The 16,856-nt window shown below is 54.0% G+C and carries 10 protein-coding genes and 1 tRNA gene; 3 read left to right on the top strand and 8 right to left on the bottom strand.

Annotation, left to right across the window (positions count from 1 at the left end; genetic code table 11):
* Positions 1 to 486 precede the first annotated feature (486 nt).
* Entirely contained in the window at positions 487 to 1,761 is a 1,275-nt protein-coding gene (gene gltA, locus MRBBS_RS08205) for a citrate synthase (protein WP_014870997.1), read from the top strand.
* Positions 1,762 to 1,850: 89 nt separating this feature from the next.
* Positions 1,851 to 2,723, top strand: a complete 873-nt coding sequence (locus MRBBS_RS08200; RefSeq protein ID WP_014870996.1) for an NAD(P)-dependent oxidoreductase — start codon at positions 1,851 to 1,853, stop codon at positions 2,721 to 2,723.
* A gap of 94 nt (positions 2,724 to 2,817) precedes the next feature.
* Here the strand turns inward: MRBBS_RS08200 and topA are convergent, their stop codons facing one another.
* The 3 genes from topA to fadB form a co-directional block, all read right to left on the bottom strand.
* Entirely contained in the window at positions 2,818 to 5,457 is a 2,640-nt protein-coding gene (gene topA, locus MRBBS_RS08195) for a type I DNA topoisomerase (RefSeq protein WP_014870995.1), read from the bottom strand.
* Between the two features lie 248 nt (positions 5,458 to 5,705).
* A complete protein-coding gene (gene fadA, locus MRBBS_RS08190; protein WP_041635169.1) occupies positions 5,706 to 6,881 on the bottom strand; it encodes an acetyl-CoA C-acyltransferase FadA in 1,176 nt (391 codons plus the stop codon).
* A 33-nt stretch (positions 6,882 to 6,914) separates the two neighbouring features.
* Positions 6,915 to 9,062, bottom strand: a complete 2,148-nt coding sequence (fadB, locus tag MRBBS_RS08185; RefSeq protein WP_014870993.1) for a fatty acid oxidation complex subunit alpha FadB — start codon at positions 9,060 to 9,062, stop codon at positions 6,915 to 6,917.
* A 392-nt stretch (positions 9,063 to 9,454) separates the two neighbouring features.
* Here fadB and MRBBS_RS08180 point away from each other — a divergent pair, with 392 nt between their 5' ends.
* A complete protein-coding gene (locus MRBBS_RS08180; protein ID WP_014870991.1) occupies positions 9,455 to 9,886 on the top strand; it encodes a universal stress protein in 432 nt (143 codons plus the stop codon).
* Between the two features lie 70 nt (positions 9,887 to 9,956).
* On the opposite strand, the gene MRBBS_RS08175 is transcribed toward MRBBS_RS08180, so the two are convergent.
* The 5 genes from MRBBS_RS08175 to MRBBS_RS08155 form a co-directional block, all read right to left on the bottom strand.
* Positions 9,957 to 11,885, bottom strand: a complete 1,929-nt coding sequence (locus tag MRBBS_RS08175; RefSeq protein WP_014870990.1) for an ATP-binding cassette domain-containing protein — start codon at positions 11,883 to 11,885, stop codon at positions 9,957 to 9,959.
* 8 nt (positions 11,886 to 11,893) lie between these two features.
* Positions 11,894 to 12,691, bottom strand: coding sequence for an MOSC domain-containing protein (locus MRBBS_RS08170; protein ID WP_014870989.1), 798 nt, complete (start codon positions 12,689 to 12,691; stop codon positions 11,894 to 11,896).
* Between the two features lie 137 nt (positions 12,692 to 12,828).
* Positions 12,829 to 12,904 (bottom strand) — tRNA-Gly (locus MRBBS_RS08165).
* A 120-nt stretch (positions 12,905 to 13,024) separates the two neighbouring features.
* The gene (locus tag MRBBS_RS08160; protein WP_014870988.1) at positions 13,025 to 15,670 is read right to left on the bottom strand and encodes an AAA family ATPase; all 2,646 of its coding nucleotides are present in this window, start codon (positions 15,668 to 15,670) and stop codon (positions 13,025 to 13,027) included.
* Positions 15,667 to 16,788, bottom strand: a complete 1,122-nt coding sequence (locus MRBBS_RS08155) for a metallophosphoesterase family protein (RefSeq protein ID WP_014870987.1) — start codon at positions 16,786 to 16,788, stop codon at positions 15,667 to 15,669. The genes MRBBS_RS08160 and MRBBS_RS08155 overlap by 4 nt, the downstream gene beginning before the upstream one ends.
* Positions 16,789 to 16,856: the final 68 nt, after the last annotated feature.

Here is a 16,856-nt window from a genome sequence, read left to right as displayed (position 1 = left end):
TCTCACACTCTCTATTGTTGCCGCGGAGCCGGCTAGCCGGACGCAGATGATTGATTTGTACGGATCAGTGTGCACATACGAGGCTGGCACACGATTGGCTCAGGGTATGAAGGGATTTTTCCCGGCAGCTCGTTGCGCGCTGGCAAAGTTGCTTTGGGGAAAGGCGCCACTGTCGGCTAAACCCCCCAATTACGGGATACAGATTATAAGGAGTACGCTAATTAATTACAAACCTGCAATTGACGTAAATCACTGCCAGTAAACGAATGTATATGAAGACAAAAGGCTTATTGACAGCAAATCCCTGCTAGCGTCATGACTAATACTGGCATTTACTCATTGACGTTATGGAACATTTTTCGTTTTTGCGTAGCCTTTTGTTGACAAAGAAAGTGATCAGACTATATTTTGCCGCCAGTTTTGCGATAATACGCGTCTCACTCGCGCATTCTTAAAATCTGACACGCTTTTAAACAGGAGAGCACCATGACCGACAGGAAAGCCACGCTAACAGTGGGCAATAAGTCCCTTGAGCTACCGGTTTACTCCGGCACCGTCGGCCCAGACGTTATTGATGTACGGAGCCTGGTTCAGCAAGGCGTGTTCACTTACGATCCCGGCTTTGTATCTACAGCGGCTTGCGAGTCCGCCATCACTTTTATTGATGGCGACAAGGGCGTGCTCTTGCACCGCGGCTATCCGATCGAGCAGCTGGCAGAACACTCTGACTACCTAGAGCTCTGTTGGCTGCTGCTGCACGGGGAACTCCCCACTGCCGAAGAAAACAAAGCCTTTCACGAAACCATCAAAAACCACACCATGCTGCATGACCAAATGCGCAATTTCTTTAACGGCTTTCGTCGTGACGCGCACCCAATGGCCATTATGTGCGGCGTCGTGGGCGCTTTATCGGCGTTCTATCACGACCAGATGGACGTAACCGATGAGCACCAGCGCGAAATTACCGGCCACCGCCTGATCGCGAAAATGCCCACCATTGCAGCTTGGTGTTACAAGTACAGCGTGGGCCAACCCTTTATTTACCCGCGTAACGACTTGTCTTACGCCGAAAACTTTTTGCAGATGATGTTTGCCACCCCATGCGAGGAATACAAGCCAAATCCGGTCCTGGCCAACGCAATGGACAAAATCTTCATCCTGCACGCTGACCACGAACAGAACGCATCCACGTCTACCGTGCGTCTGGCAGGCTCTACCGGCGCCAACCCTTATGCGTGTATGGCTTCTGGCATCGCAGCACTCTGGGGGCCTGCTCACGGCGGCGCCAACGAAGCGGTCCTGGCTATGCTGGCCGAAATTGGCGAAGAAGCGAACATTGAAGCTTTCATTGCAAGAGCCAAAGACAAAAACGACCCGTTCCGCCTGATGGGTTTTGGCCACCGGGTCTACAAAAACTTTGATCCCCGGGCCAAGGTCATGGCCGAAACCGCTCATGAAGTACTAAGCGAGCTGGGCCTCGAAAACGATCCACTGCTGCGCATTGCGCGGCGCCTGGAAAAAATCGCCCTCGAAGACGAGTACTTTGTCGAGCGTAAGCTTTACCCGAACGTAGATTTTTACTCTGGCCTGATCCTCAAGGCGATTGGCATTCCGACGTCCATGTTCACCGTTGTTTTTGCCCTGTCGCGCACCATCGGCTGGTTCTCTCATTGGAACGAAATGGTTAGCGGTAATTACCGAATTGGTCGTCCGCGCCAGCTTTACACGGGTTCGCCCAAACGCGATTACCCGAAAGATTGATTCAGTGATGCAAACATCCTGATCAAATATCAGAAAAACCGCTAATTCTAGCGGTTTTTTTGTTTTGTACTAATTTTGAGGAGCAAATCATGACAATCGTGAGCTTTATTGGCCTTGGCGTTATGGGCTATCCCATGGCCGGGCATTTGGCAGCGGCTGGCTACGATGTCCAAGTGTGGAATCGTACCAGCAGCAAAAGTCAGCAGTGGGCAAAAGACTATAACGGCAAAGCCTGCGCCAGCATCGCCGAGGCAGTGCGAGGCAGTACCATCGTTCTTACCTGCGTGGGCAACGACGATGATTTACTGGCAGTGTATGAAGGTGACGCCGGCATTCTTGCTAATGCCGCCCAGGGAACACTGCTGATTGACCACACTACCGCCTCGGCCGTGGCTGCCGAACGCTTGGCCGAACTAGCCGCACAGCGCCAACTGGGCTTTATGGATGCCCCCGTGTCTGGCGGACAGCAAGGCGCCGAAAAGGGCCAACTGACCGTCATGTGCGGTGGCAGCAGCAGCGACTTTACAACAGCAGAACCGGTGTTAAGCACCTACGCTAAAGCTCTGAATCTTATGGGGCCAGCTGGCGCGGGTCAAAAGACAAAAATGGTCAACCAGATTGCCATTGCGGGTTTGGTTCAGGGGTTGTCAGAAGCCCTGCACTTTGCCGAACAGGCTGGCCTGGATGCCAGTAAAGTTGTTGAAGTGATCTCTAAGGGAGCAGCCCAGTCCTGGCAAATGGAAAACCGGTCCGCCACCATGATTGCTGGTGAATTCGAACACGGTTTCGCGGTGAACTGGATGCGTAAAGATTTGGCCATCTGTCTGGAAGAGGCACGCAAAAACGGCGCTCGTCTGCCGGTAGCGGCACTGGTGGACCAGTTCTACGGAGATGTGCAGCAGATGGGTGGCGAGCGCTGGGATACGTCGTCGCTGATAAAGCGTTTGCGCCCGAAAAAGTAAAGCGCCTAAGTTCAGTAGTCGAGCTTTTTCGTCGTCACAAACAGTGATGGGCGGGTTTTCACCCGCCCATCACTTCAGACTCAGTCCGCCGCATTCACTTCTGTTTAGGCTGCCACTTACCGCTCACGTACCAAGCCGACCAACCAGTCGCTTTGCCATCTTTTTCTGACATTACATACTGCTCTTTGGTTTTCCGGCTGTAGCGGATCACCGACGGATTACCCTCAGTATCGCGCTCTGGTGCTTCCATCAAGTAGTTGTGCTTGGGATCAATCTCATCGCGATGGGGTTTAATTTCCAGTACCAGCGGCGGACGGGTTTCCCGATTCTTGGGAAACTTGCTGGCTGCCAGGAACATGCCAGACGCGCCATCGCGCAACACATAGGTGTCATCCACTTTCTGGCACTGCAACTCCGGCATCGCCACCGGATCCATCTTTGGCGGTGCAGGCTCACCACTTTTCAGCAACTTACGGGTGTTTTTGCACTCATCGTTGGTGCAGCCAAAATACTTACCGAAACGACCGGTTTTCAGCTGCATTTCGCTGCCGCACTTATCGCAGTCCAACGTTGGGCCATCGTAACCCTTAATACGGAAACTGCCCTGTTCGACTTCATAACCGGAGCAATCCGGATTATTGCCACACACGTGAAGCTTACGGGTTTCGTCTACCAGGTAGCTGTCCATGGCCGTGCTGCACTTGGGGCAGCGACGCTTCATCCGTAACAGGCGGCTTTCGCCCTCACCTTCCACGTCTTCTTCAGCACTGACCACTTCGTCACCGGTCACCAGGTTAATGGTGGTTTTACAGCGCTCTTTCGGCGGTAGCGAGTAGCCCGAGCAACCCAGAAAAACACCGGTGCTGGCCACGCGAATTTGCATATTTCGACCACACGTAGGACACGGAATATCTGTTTCCGTAGGCTCGTTAGGCCGCATGCCGCCGTCGTCGTCATCCGCTTCAGCCACCTCCAGTTGTTGCCGGAAACGGCCATAAAAATCATTTAATACTTTTTTCCATTCCACATTGCCTTCCGCAACATGGTCCAGATCACCTTCCATTTGTGCAGTAAAATTGTAATCCATCAGGTTACCGAAGGATTCACACAGCCTTTCAGTCACAATTTCGCCCATTTTTTCAGCGTAAAAGCGACGGTTCTGCAGGCGCACGTAACCACGATCTTGAATGGTCGAAATGATTGAGGCGTAAGTAGACGGCCGGCCAATACCCTGCTTTTCGAGCTCTTTAACCAGGCTCGCTTCAGTGAAGCGCGGTGACGGCTTGGTAAAATGCTGGGTAGGTTCGAGCTTGTCCAAGCCGAGGCTCTCGCCAACACGGATATCTGGCAGTGCTAAATCTTCATCTTTTTTCGACGCCTGGGGCGCCACTTTCAAAAAGCCTTCAAACTTGCTGATGCGGCCACGGGTGCGCAGCTCGTAATCGCCGTTGGAGACGACGATAGACGTGCTGAGAAATTCGGCGTCGGCCATTTGGCAAGCGATAAACTGGCGCCAAATGATGTCGTAAAGCTTCTCGGCGTCTTTTTCGATACCGGTAATAGCAACCGCCTTACGAGTAGCTTCAGTCGGGCGAATAGCCTCGTGAGCCTCCTGAGCGCCTTGCTTGCTGCCATAGATGCGCGGGCTGTCCGGCAGGTATTCTTTGCCAAAGGTCGACTCTACGTACTCACGGCTGCTGTTAACTGCATCCTGGCTCAGGTTGGTGGAGTCTGTACGCATGTAGGTGATAAATCCGGCTTCGTACAAACGCTGAGCCAGCATCATGGTTTTCTTAACACTAAAGCCCAAGCGGTTACTGGCAGCCTGCTGCAACGTCGACGTTATGAAAGGAGCACCCGGGCGCGAACGGGTAGGCTTGTCTTCCCGCTTGGTCACCGCAAACTTGCCCGCGTTTAACCGCGTGACGTGGTCGTTGCTCTGGCTTTCGTTAACCGGGCGATAGGGTTTGTCGTTGTAGCGGGTCACTTCAAAACGCACCGGCTGCTTGGCGCTTAGGGTTGCGAGGCCTGCAAACAGCTGCCAGTACTCTTCCGGCACAAACTTACGAATTTCCCGTTCACGTTCAACAATCAGCTTTACCGCAACCGATTGCACACGGCCGGCGGACAAGCCTCGGGCCAACTTGGCCCAAAGCAGCGGCGACACCATGTAACCGACTACCCGATCCAGGAAACGCCGTGCCTGCTGGGCATGCACCATATCGGTGTCCAGCTTGCCTGGGTTTTCGAAGGCGCCCTGAATAGCACGTTTAGTAATTTCGTTAAAAACAACGCGCCGGTATTTTTCCGGCTCGCCGCCAATGGTCTGCTGAAGATGCCAGGCAATGGCCTCACCTTCGCGGTCCAAATCCGTTGCCAGATAAATGTGATCGGCAGACTTGGCCAGGCGTTTCAGCTCATTAACGACCTTTTCTTTACCCGGCAAAATTTCATAGCGCGCGCTCCAGTCTTGATCCGGGTCTATACCCATGCGGGCGACCAGCTGTTCACGCGCTTTACGCTTCTTGTGCACCACCTTATCTTCAGGGCTCAATTTACGCGTGACAGCGGCTTGGCGGGCACGCTCTTTGGGGTCACTGGTGGACCCGCTGCCGCTAACCGGAAGATCACGAATGTGCCCGACGGACGACTTAACAATGAAGTCGTCCCCCAGATACTTATTGATGGTCTTCGCCTTCGCTGGCGACTCGACAATTACGAGACTTTTACCCATATCGGAGATCTGTATCCTTGGCGATAAATCGGTCAGTTGTGCAGCAAACCGCAAACTCGCTGTAAAATCAGTCGGCTATAAATAAGACCCTGCCGCTGACATGAATAAGTTCACTGTTTTACAGGGTCAAGAATAGCAAGACAACCCATTCTTTGTTTTCCATCCAGCTTTTTTTCATTCGGAGAAACAACAAGGCCCGGCTAGATGCCGGGCCTTGTTGTTAAACGTCAGCTAGGTTCCGCAGGGAATCACAGCCGCTCCCACACCGTCGTTATACCCTGGCCCAAGCCGATACACATGGTGGATACACCATATTTACCGCCGTTGGCCTGCATAATATTCAACAGCGTGGTTGAAATGCGCGCACCAGAGCAGCCTAGCGGATGGCCAAGTGCAATAGCACCGCCGTTAAGATTCACTTTCTGATCCACGACACCCATCAGCTTAAGATCTTTCAACACCGGCAATGACTGCCCGGCAAAGGCCTCGTTCAGCTCCCAAAAATCGATGTCTTCGATTTTCAGGCCGGCACGCTTGAGCGCTTTCTTGGTCGCAGGTACCGGACCATAGCCCATAATAGCAGGGTCAACGCCCGCTACCGCCATACTCACTATCCGCGCCATAGGCTTAAGGCCAAGGGCTTGGGCACGTTCAGCTGACATCAACACCATCGCCGCTGCACCGTCGGTGAGCTGTGACGACGTACCGGCGGTTACTGTGCCGTTTTTCGGATCAAACGCCGGGCGCAATTGGCCCAATGACTCAGCGGTAGTTTCCGGACGAATGGTTTCGTCGTGCTCAATCAACACTTTAAAACCGTTCTCATCGTGCCCTTCTATAGGGACGATTTCATTCTTGAAACGGCCCTCATCGGTGGCTTCCTGCGCCAAGCGATGAGAACGCGCTCCGAATTCGTCCTGTTGCTGACGGGTGATGCCGTGCATCTTGGCCAACATTTCTGCCGTCAGACCCATCATGTTGGAGGCTTTGGCCGTGTACTTAGACGCCGCTGGGTTGTGATCAAACCCATCGGTCATACTAATGTGACCCATGTGCTCTACACCACCCACCACGAACATGTCACCGTTGCCAGTCATGATCGCTTGGGCCGCGGTGTGAATCGCACTCATGGCCGAACCACACAGACGGTTAACCGTCTGGGCACCGGCTTCGTGGGGCACTTTTGTCAACAAGGAAATGTTGCGTGCCACATTAAAGCCCTGCTCGCGGGTCTGGTTCACACAGCCCCAGATTACATCTTCTACTTCTTTCGGATCGAGCTTGGGATTGCGCTCGAACAGTGCGTCGATCAGGGTTGCCGACAGGGTTTCTGCACGTACATTGCGGAAACAGCCGTTTTTGGCGCGGCCCATCGGAGTCCGCACGCAATCGATGACGACAACGTCTCTCGGATTAAGGCTCATAGATCTTTCTCCGTTCGGAAATCTCGTTCAGGGTTAAGCAAAGAAGGTCTGGCCGTTTTTTGCCATTTCACGCAGCTTGTCAGTAGGCTGATACAGCGGCCCAAGATCTGCGTATTTGTCAGCCAGCTCCACAAATTTGTCCAAGCCAATCTGGTCGATATAGCGCAGTGCGCCACCGCGGAACGGAGGGAAGCCAATACCGTAGATCAAGCCCATATCGGCGTCAGCCGGGCTTTCTACAATGCCGTCTTCCAGACAACGAACGGTTTCCAGACACAGCGGGATCATCATCCGTGCGATGATTTCATCGTCTTCAAACTCTTTATCACCCTGAACAACCGGCTTCAGCAGTTTATAGGATTCTTCGTCGACTACTTTTTGCTGTTTGCCCTTGCGGTCCAGCTCGTAGCGGTAGAAGCCCTTCTCATTTTTTTGGCCGTAACGCTTGTTATCAAACATTACGTCGATGGCGGTGGTGCCTTCGTGCTTCATACGATCAGGAAAGCCTTCAGCCATAACTGCGCCAGCGTGTTTGCCGGTGTCCATGCCAACCACATCGAGCAGATACGCCGGGCCCATGGGCCAGCCAAACTTTTCCATCACCTTGTCGACTTTCTGAAAGTCGGCGCCGTCACGTACCAGTCCGATAAAGCCACCGAAGTACGGGAACAGCACCCGGTTGACCAGAAAGCCCGGGCAATCGTTAACCACTATGGGCGTTTTACCCATGGCAGTGGCATAAGCCACGGCAGTCGCAATGGCACGATCGCTGGTTTTCTTACCGCGGATAACCTCGACCAGAGGCATCATGTGCACTGGATTAAAGAAGTGCATGCCACAGAAGTTTTCCGGGCGTTTGAGATTTTTTGCCAACAGGTCAATAGAGATGGTCGAGGTGTTAGACGTCAGAATGGCGTCTTCACGAACCTGACCTTCAACTTCGCGCAGAACAGCATCTTTTACTTTCGGATTCTCAACAACTGCTTCAACAACCAAATCTACGTTCTTGAAATCGCCATAATTTAGCGCCGGGGTGATGCTGTTCAGCACGTCCGCCATCTGATCCGGTTTCATGCGTCCCTTATCAATGCGCTTGAGCAGAAGCTTCTTGGCTTCTTTCAGGCCCAGGGCGATGCCTTCGGGATTGATGTCTTTCATGATGATAGGCGTGCCTTTGAGCGCGGACTGATACGCCACGCCGCCACCCATAATGCCTGCACCCAGGACCGCTGCTAGTTTTACATCGGCAGCGTCTTTGGCCCAGCGTTTCGCCTTGTGCTTGAGTTCTTGGTCATTCAGAAAAAGACCGATCAGACTTGCAGAAACCTCCGTTTTCGCCATTTTGGCGAAGCCCTTGGCTTCTACCTCAATAGCTTTGTCGCGAGTCATACCGGCGTGCTTCTGCATCACCTTGATCGCTTCAACCGGCGCCGGGTAGTTTTTCCCGGCCTTGGCGCCTACAAAAGCTTTTGAAATCTCGAATGCCATCATGCTTTCCATGACATTCAGCTTTATTTTGCCTTTCTTTTCTTCACGGCGCGCCAAATTGTCGAGCTTGCCGTTATTCACCTGGTGAATAATGCTCAGCGCAGCGTCAACCAGCTTATCCGGTTCAACAATCGCATCGACCGCACCCACCTTGAGAGCAACGTCTGCGCGATTTTCGGTCGCACCGCAGATCCACTCAACCGCGTTATCGACGCCAACCAGGCGTGACAGGCGTACGGTGCCGCCAAAGCCCGGAAAGATACCCAACTTGGTTTCCGGTAGGCCCACTTTGGCTTTTGGTGCCATAACACGGTAATCGGTGGCGAGGCACATTTCAAAACCGCCGCCCAACGCAATACCGTTTATGGCGGTAACCGTGGGAAATGGCAGGTCTTCAATGGCACTAAAAATTTCATTGGCGCCTAAGTTGTTGGCCACCAGTTCGTCTTCCGGGCCGGAAAACAAATCTTTAAATTCGGTGATGTCTGCGCCAACAATAAAGCTGTCTTTGGAACTGGTAACAACAAGACCCTTAAGATCCGTCCGTGACGTCAGTATGTTTGTCGCATTACGGAGTTCTTCTAGGGTAAGGCGGTTGAATTTGTTGACAGACTCGCCTTGCAAGTCAAAGTTCAACTGGGCGATTCCGCCTTCGATCTCTTTAACCGTGATGGCTTTACCTTCGTAAATCATCAACTGATCTCCAGTCTGTGATTGGAACTGTTTTGTGCGCCGGAGTGCTTGCACATTCACTTGCAAGATTCCGACTGCAGATGCAGCGAACCTTTAACCACTGCGGCCGCTACCCGATCTTCAATTCAAATTCATACATCTGTTTGAATATCGAGGCCACACGATGAGAAAAAACTGTCCGTTTGTCAATTTCTTTCTGAACGTGACCCATCGCAAGCAACTTCGATTGTTACTGCACATGCTTACTCTGAACAAAATATGTCAAGGCTTCAATGCAGCCAAGAACTCTGCTAAAAAAACCTAACGTAGCCTAGCCCCTTTTCCGCCGAGCTTAACCATACTATCCTGTAATTAACAGTTCTGACATTCGCAACACACGGAGTAATAGAGCCATGCCTGTTTACAAGAAGTTGCTGGTTGCCATTGATTTAACTGAAGAAGCGCCACAAGTCCTGAACAAAGCAAAAGAGATGGCTACTAGCCAAGGCGCTGAACTTATCCTGGCACACGTGGTCGAGCCTGTGGGTTACGCCTATGGTGGCGATATTCCGATGGACTTGACCGAATTACAGGACCAGCTCGACAAGGCTGCCCGCGAGCAGCTGACCAAGTACGGTGAAGAATACGGCATTACCGAGAAAAATCAGGTGGTGACCGTTGGCCGCCCTGAGTCTGAAGTACACCGCTTGGTAAAAGAGCACGCCATTGACTTGGTGGTTGTCGGCAGTCATGGCCGTAAAGGCTTTCAATTGTTGCTCGGCTCTACCGCAAACGGAGTACTGCACGGCACTGAGTGCGATGTGCTGGCCGTACGTATTTTTTAAGACTGGCCGTGATTTGCTGATGGCTTGCCGGCAAAACGCCGGCAAGCCATCAGCTAGAAAATCGCCGGACTCATTTCCCGGTCATTTCCTCCAGTTCCATCCAACGGTCCATTGCGGTCTCCAGCTCTGCTCCCACCGCCGTCAGACGGGCCAGAGTCTCATCAACTTTTTGCGCAGAATTAGCGTAGAAGTCCGCTGAACCGATGAAGCCTTGCAGCTGCTTTTGCTCCTGCTCCAGGCGCTCAATGGTCTTCGGCAGCTGCTCCAACTCCAGTTTCAATTTATAACTGATTTTTACCGCTGTCGGCTTTGTCCCGGACTGCGCAGCTGGCTTGCTCTTGCTCTTGCTTTCCGGCTTTTGCTGCTTGTCACGCTGCCGATCGGGCCGGCTGCCGTTTTTTTCGGCTGGAAATTGGCCACCCTGGCGGCGCCAGTCGGTATAGCCCCCGACAAACTCGTGCACTTGCCCAGTACCGTCCAGAAACAGCGTTTCGGTGACCACGTTGTCTAGGAATTCCCTATCGTGGCTAATCACAATCACCGTGCCGCGAAACTCCGACAGTTGCTCTTCCAACAGTTCCAGAGTTTCAACATCCAGATCGTTGGTGGGCTCGTCCAGCACCAGCACGTTGGCTGGCTTACTGAACAGTTTGGCAAGCAGTAAGCGGGCGCGTTCGCCACCAGAGAACACACTGACAGGCGACCGTGCCCGCTCCGGGGTAAACAGGAAGTCCTGCAGATACCCCATAACATGTTTGCTCTGACCATTAATATCAATAAATTCACGACCTTCCGACAGATTATCAATCGCGTTTCGAGTTAAATCCAGTTCGCCCCGCAGCTGGTCGAAATAGGCCACTTCCAGGTTTGTGCCGCGGCGAATACTGCCTTCAGTGGCTTTCAGGTCGCCCAGCAGCAGGCGCACCAACGTGGTTTTGCCGGTGCCGTTTTCACCCACCAAGCCAATTTTGTCACCGCGCAAAATGGTCAGGTTCATGTCACGCATAACCGCAGGGTGGCCCGGGTAAGCAAAACCGGCGCCCAGGGCTTCGGCCACCAGCTTACCGGAGCGAGCGGCGTCTTCCACCGCAAAAGTGGCCGTGCCACCGCGCACCCGGCGCTGGCGATGCTCTTCCCGCATCGCTTTAAGTGCCCTCACCCGGCCCATATTGCGCGTACGGCGAGCTTTGATGCCCTGGCGAATCCAGGTTTCTTCCTGCTTCAGGCGCTTATCAAACAAGGCTGCGTGACGCTCCTCTTCTTCCAACGCTTTTTCTTTCAAATCCAGATAGTGGTCGTAAGTGGCAGCAAAGCTGACCAACTGACCGCGATCCAGCTCCACCACCCGAGTGGCCATTCGGCGAATAAACGCACGGTCGTGGCTCACAAACAGGATGGCACCACGGAACTGGGTCAGAGCATCTTCCAGCCAGGCAATAGCGGGCACGTCCAGGTGGTTGGTAGGCTCGTCCAAAAGCAGAATATCCGGCTCGGCCACCAGCGACCGCGCCAGCAGAACCCGGCGCTGCCAGCCACCCGACAGAGTATCCAGCGTGCGATCGGGATCTACCCCGTACTGCGCCAGCATGCTGGTGACTTTTTGATCCAGGCGCCAGCCGTCTAAAGCCTCCAGACGCTCCTGCACCTTCATCATTTGATTCAGGCTCTTTTCGTCTGTCTGTTGGGTCAGATGGTGGAACTCAATGAGCAATGCGCCAGTTTCAGGAAAAGCGCCAGCAACCACATCGTAGGCGGTGCGGATATCGCCAGAGGGCAAATTCTGTGGCAACACCGCCAACACCGCGCCGTCTTCCAAGCGAACGATGCCGCCGTCTGGCGTTACTTCATCGTTGACGATTTTCAGCAGGGTAGACTTACCCTCGCCGTTGCGACCCAACAGGCACACCCGCTCACCGGCCTCCATCACCAATGAGGCATTATCTAACAGCGGCTGCATTCCAAACGACAGGGAAACCCCGTCCAGCGTTAACAAAGGCACGTAGTTTATTACTCCGATTGATTCACGATAACGCAGTCACCCACGCTCAGCCGGCAAGGCGAGTCGTGAATCGCGTTCATTCCGAACATGATGCCGTCAGCGGTGCGGCGATAGGTCGCAAGCGTCCGCAATGGTTGGACCGAGGCGGCTTTTTCCCCGGTATCTGGGTTAACAGTGGTCATCACACAGCGAGAACAGGGTTTAAGCACCCGGTAACTGCCCTCGCCTATGGTAACGGCCTGCCAGCTGTCTTCCGACCAGGCAGCGGCGCCATCAACCACAATATTAGGGCGAAAATGACGCATGTCCACCGAAACCGCCAAGCGTTCATTCAGCTCCACCAGTGACGCCGTATTGGTAACCAGCAACGGATAGCCATCAGCAAAGCTAACACGCCGGCGTTCTGTTGCCAGATTGGTCTGCACTTGGCGAAAACTGCTATGAGGCATGAATACGAAGCGCAAAGACAGCCCACAAAAGCGACTGACGGCACCATTGGCCGCATCACAACCCACCTGGCCCTGAACCCAATCGCGCCATACTCGCACAGACAGGCTCTCACCACTGGCTTGCAGCGCAATAAGCGGTTGCCCTGGTAGGGTAATAGAAACCCCGCCATCGGCACCCAGCGAAGGCTGAACCAATGCCAGCTGTGGCACTGTACGCTGGGTTACAAACTGACATTCGTCGTCAACCAGCATCCAGCGCCGGTCGCCGGCCGGGCCAAATTGGTCCAGTTCAAAAGAGTCCACGGCAATACCCGCAAGGGATTTGACCGGATACAGAAACAGCGAATGCACACGCATGAAAGTCTCCGGGCCGACAGCATGAAAGAAGACGCAAGAGTATAGCCGAGCGCTAACGCTATTACCCTTGTGTTTGCCCCTGTGGTTAAAACGAACATAAAAAAACCCGGTCTTTTACAAGACCGGGTTTTCAAATTTGGAGCGGGAAACGAGATTCGAACTCGCGACCTCAACCTTGGCAAGGTTGCGCTCTACCAACTGAGCTATTCCCGCTAATGTTGTCGTAAGTTGTTGCCTGACAACGGATCCGCATTATACGGATGTTTTATCCGGGGTCAACAGCCGTACGCGAAAATTTTCAACATAACCATCAGGACCCCCGCGTTTGGATCGTTAAAGCGCTGCCCTGGCCTTTAGCACTTCCAGATTAATTGTCTCTGAACCCATGTCCTGCCAGTTATCCGGGTGGCAGGTAAACAACAAGATTTGATGGCGCTGCGCCGCGTCAAACAGAATTCGTTTCATGCTGTCCAAGCGACCGCTATCGCTGTGTACCAGCGAATCATCCAGAATGATTAACGTCGGCTTGCCGGCTTCTTTCAATAAATCGGCGTAGGCCAAACGGCTGATAAGCCCCATCTGCTCTCGGGCGCCAAAACTGAGTTCGGCCATCTGACCGGTTTCCCCGTTGCGGGTGAAACGGCCCGGGAGCAATTGGCTGTCTACCTCCAGCTGAGCGTCGGGAAACAACACCGTAACGTAATGATTCAGGTGCCTTTGTAAAGGCGCCTGCAAGCGCTGAGTCAACGCCTGGCGCTTTTCCGTTAATAGCTCGAACAGCAACTGCAGCGCTTCTGCCCGGCGCTGCAGTTGCTGGCAACGGCGCCGGTTTTGCTCCAGTTCGGCCTGGCAACGACCACGCTGCCCCTCCAGACCTTCGGCACCCCAGATCTCCAATCGTGCCCGCAGCTCCTTCAACTCAAGCTCGCGCCCTCGCTGAGCCTGCTCAAGCTGATCCGCGCTGGCTCCCAGGCGCTGAATATCCTGCTGCACTAATTCTGGCCGCGCCGCGGCGATTTGAGCCAGCATCTGCGTCAAACGCTCCTGTTGCCGCGCCTGCTCCTGCTCAACTGCGGTCAAATCGCTATTTAACTGTATCACTTCCTGCTGGCGTTGCTCACTGTTCAGACTCGTGCGCAACGTGCGCCACTCGTGATCGGCGTTCTGGTACCGATGGGATGCGGCCAAAAGCGCTTTTTCGTGTTCGCTGAAGCGTTTCTCTGCTGCTGATAACCGATTTTCAGCGTGACTGCGCAGATCTTGCGCCTGAGCCTGAGCCGGCAAGCCTTGAGCCAATGTCGTAGCGGGCGCCAAAGCTTTTTTTTCTGCGTAGTTACGCTCAAGCTCCGCGCTCAAGGCCTGATAGTCGCTGTCCAGACTTGCCAGACCCTCGGGCACCAACGACTGCAATAATTCCAGCAATCGATGCACATCCGCTTGCGCACGCTCCTGAGCGACCAGCGTCTGTTCTGCCGCCGCCAGGTCTGCAACACCCAGAGTCAGTAACTGCTCACCCAAGCCCAACTGCAACTGTTCCAGCTGGCGCTGACAGCGGGCCAAATCATCGCCACCCGGGGTAATTGTAAACTCGCCAACACCCGCAATGCGCAGGCGCGTGCTGCTCAGTAACAATTGTTCGCCCTGATGCGGCAACGTATCCTGGCCCAACTCGATCTGTTGACCAGCCTCCAGTTGCCATTCAATTCGCGTGGCAATTGCCTGGGAACGCAGGCGTGTATCGTCCAGCTGGCGTTGAGTTGTGCGCAACTGATCGACGGCGGCTATGCTGATTTGATGCCGTGCCGTCAGCTTACGGCTCTCGCCCAGGGCCTGCTGTAACTCTACCGCCCGTGATTTGCGCTCAGACAACTGCTGCAACTGCGTTTTTGCTCTGACACTGCTATGCTCCAGTCGCTGCCGAGTTTCCAACAGTCCGGCCTGACGTTCTACCTCCAGCGCATCGCGATACTGGCTCTGGCACTGTTCTAAAGCAGCATGCAAACCGGCTGCGGACGCTTGTACGTCATTCAGTGCCTGCTGCGCCGTGTTGTGCTCCTGCTCGCGCTGCTGCAATTGTTTGCCATCTGCCTGTACCTGCTGTTTGTTGCGCTGTAAAAGTGCCGCTCGTTGTTGTACCGAGATCAAAGCCTGGTTCAACGCTTGCTGCTGGCCCTGTAACGACTCAATATGTCGGTAACACTCTTGGGCCTCAGCAAGAGCCTGACGCACCTTTATCCAAGGTTGCTCACGGTCAATCTTGTGAAATTCCCGCGCCACTTTGGCAAGCCGGTCTACCTGATTTTGATACTGATCTATGCGGCCTTCGAACACGTCAAGCTCTTGCTGCCCGTGCAGCTCGTCGGCCAGCAATTGTTTGTATTCACCTCTGGGTGCGCCGCCTGCGGTCAACAGTTCGCCAAGCTGCTGGCGTACGGTGTGAATCAACCCATCACCACCCTCACTGACAACTTCCGATACCAGGCTGTTCAGCGCCGATTGCAAATGATCACCCGCATGCACAACGGCCTGTTCAATATTCTGCCCACCGCCCTGTTCTACCCAGAGTAGCCCCGGGATACCCCAGTGCTCTTCTTTACTCGCGCCTTTTTTGGGGAACTGATAACCCAACAGCTGCGCCAGCTTTTCTTCTGCCTCCTCACCACTATAAGTGGTGCCCTGTATCGACAGGTCACAGCGTTTACGCTGCAGAAAGCTCTTGTTCAACTGCCAGTTCTGACCATTATGATGAAACACCAATTCGATGGCGGGTGCTGCAGATGAATCACCCCAAGGCCGCAAATCTTCGGCCGACTTGGAGCGATGGCGCTCAAAAAATGCCGCCCGGATTGCCCGCACCAGCGTGCTTTTACCTGCCTCATTTGGCCCGGAAATAACATTAATACCGTTACTCAAACCATTCAATAAAAAAGGTTTTTTAAACTGTTTAAACTGTTCCACCCGCACACTTTCAAGTTTCATGGATGCTTCTCCTTGCGGGCTTCAAGTAACAGGTTAGCGAGTATGGCCAGGGCATCGCGGGCAGTCTGCGCTTCGGCACCACTCTGACGGGTTTGCAGCTGTTCAAGCACATCACCAACGTAGCCGCTGGCCTGCAATCCTGCCAGATCTTCCTCCGTGGGCGCCAGCAACAAACGTGAGCGATCATAGGTAACGCTGCGATAACGCGCCTCAGCGCGGGACAAAGCATCCGCCAGACGCTGCTCACCCGCCAGGGTGATGCTACCTTCCAGCTTAAGATCCAAAACGGAACTTTCCGGTAGCTCGTCAAGACGCTTCAGCAACACATCAATATCGGTCTCTACCACCAACTTTTCTTGCCATTGATGCCATTGATAGCGTGCCGTTTCGAGTGCTTCCACCTCAGGCAGAGCGCCAGGTTCGGACACGGTCACCAACAGTGCAAAACCCGGCTGATTATTACGGAAGCGCTCAGGCTCCGGGGTACCGCTGTACCAGGTTCTCTCATTGATCTGTTTCAGGCCGTGCCAATCACCCAACGCCAAGTAATCCAGCGCGGCGCTTGCGCTGCGATCGGCCGCAATCGGATTGGTGGCATCAATGTCTTCCGCCAACACACCTTGCACACTGCCGTGGGCCAGGCCCACCCGCAGCCATTGCGGCGGGGTGCTGATTGAATCAAAGGGCGCGGTCAAATCATCGTAGGTGTGGCGCTGGGTCAAAGGCGCCGCCAATACCGCAATTTTCTGCTGTGGTAACTCTATAACGCCGCTTTGTAGTGCAAGGTGCACGTTGTTTGGCACCGCGTTGATTCGCCGGGCGCGGGTCCACACGCTTTCGGCCAGCGCTGCGTCGTGGTTGCCCGGCAGCATTACCCAAGGCCCTTTAAAACCCGAGGTCGCATTAAATGTGCGGCGGATGCAGCGGTCAGACACGGCTTGCGCATCAAAAACGTCGCCGGCCACCAACACGGCATCGCAGTTATGCTCCACCGCCAGTTGCGCCAGGCGCTCGATAGCGCCATAGCGCGCATCAGCCAGTGCACTGCTGTTATCGGTATCAAAACGATTGAAATAGCGCCCTATTTGCCAGTCGGCGGTATGAAGGAACCTTGGCATAGTGATGGCCTGATTGGTGAAATTAAAGGCGAAACATTAACACCAATATACCGTCTGACGCAGCCTGC

The sequence above is a fragment of the Marinobacter sp. BSs20148 genome (assembly GCF_000283275.1).
In the GTDB taxonomy this organism is placed as follows: domain Bacteria; phylum Pseudomonadota; class Gammaproteobacteria; order Pseudomonadales; family Oleiphilaceae; genus Marinobacter; species Marinobacter psychrophilus.
This window is presented reverse-complemented; position numbering and strand designations above follow the sequence as displayed.